Raw genomic sequence first — 1268 nt, 5'->3', positions numbered from 1 at the left:
GCTCACACAAAGCCGTCAGACCCAGCATCAGCACACGCATATGCTATGGGACAGTGATTTGCCTATTCAGGAATATACAGACACTCATGTCTATACCACCATCTATGATCAAGGCAGCTTTGTCCCTGTCGCGCGCTTATCTTGGCTACGTGATGATCTGCCAAGAGTGGCTAATGATGATATAGAAAGTTTAGATAATGAAAATGAGCAAGACGGCAATTTAATACAGGTCTATCACTATCATAATGATCAACTCGGTACGCCTAATGAGCTGACTAATGAGAAGGGTGAGGTGGTTTGGCTCGCGGATTATGAAGCTTGGGGTGAGGCGCGTGTAGAAATATGCTGGGTGAGTCGCGTAAAAAACAGTTTGGGGAACTGTTTTAGCGGCGCAAGACGTAACGATAGTGCAGTGAAGTTAGTGCCGCAAGACGAGAGCTGTGCTCGAGTGGGAGGCGAAGTGCTATGGCGTGAACAAGTCATTGATCAGATCCAAGTCAGTCAAAATGAGCTACAGCCTATCCGTTTTCAAGGTCAGCACTTCGATGAAGAGACGGGGTTGCACTATAACCGTTTTCGCTACTATGATCCTGATATGGGTATGTTTACGACTCGTGATCCGATAGGGTTAAGAGGTGGCGATAATGTCTTTGCTTATGCACCTAATCCTACAGGATTTATTGATCCGCTAGGGTTAGAGAAAGGTCCATACGGATTAGGAGGTGGCCCTTATAGTCAGCATAATACAATCAAACGAAATAAAATTGATTGGGGGGTATCAAAATCTATCTCAAACTGGCGAAAAAATCCTCATGGTCCTTTTGGAGGTATTTGTGGAGCCGAAGGAACTACAGCAGCAACATGGGTTCCAGATGCAGTATGGACAAATGAGTGTGCGGAGCACGACAGGTGTTACTCAGATTGCAGTAAGACAAAATATCAGTGTGACGGCGCTTTTTTCAGGTCAGGGGCACCACTTCAATCAATAGCTTTACAAACAGTGTTCAAGAAAGATTCTACTAAAGCATATAAAGATGCTCAATCCAAAGCAGGTTGTTGTAATGACTGTATCAAATAAAGCCATATATCATATTTCTCGCACTCTACATATATTATTATTGCCGATACTATACTTAGGCATAGTCTGGTTTTTAGGAGATAAATGGTGGCAAATTATAGGTCTAATACTATTATTTATAATCCCTTTCTACAAACCTATATTTAAAAAATATGAAAAGTTTCTATTTTTTTTGAGACTGGTTACTTAC

1 protein-coding gene is annotated in these 1268 nt (G+C 42.0%); it reads left to right on the top strand.

The genetic code is table 11. The features are described 5' to 3' along the window. The coding region (locus tag JMX98_RS13845; protein WP_227680195.1) for an RHS repeat domain-containing protein at positions 1–1078 on the top strand (1078 nt) is incomplete at its 5' end. Between the last annotated feature and the right edge of the window lie 190 nt (positions 1079–1268).

This window comes from Psychrobacter sp. HII-4 (assembly GCF_904846595.1).
GTDB lineage: Bacteria > Pseudomonadota > Gammaproteobacteria > Pseudomonadales > Moraxellaceae > Psychrobacter > Psychrobacter celer.
This window is presented reverse-complemented; position numbering and strand designations above follow the sequence as displayed.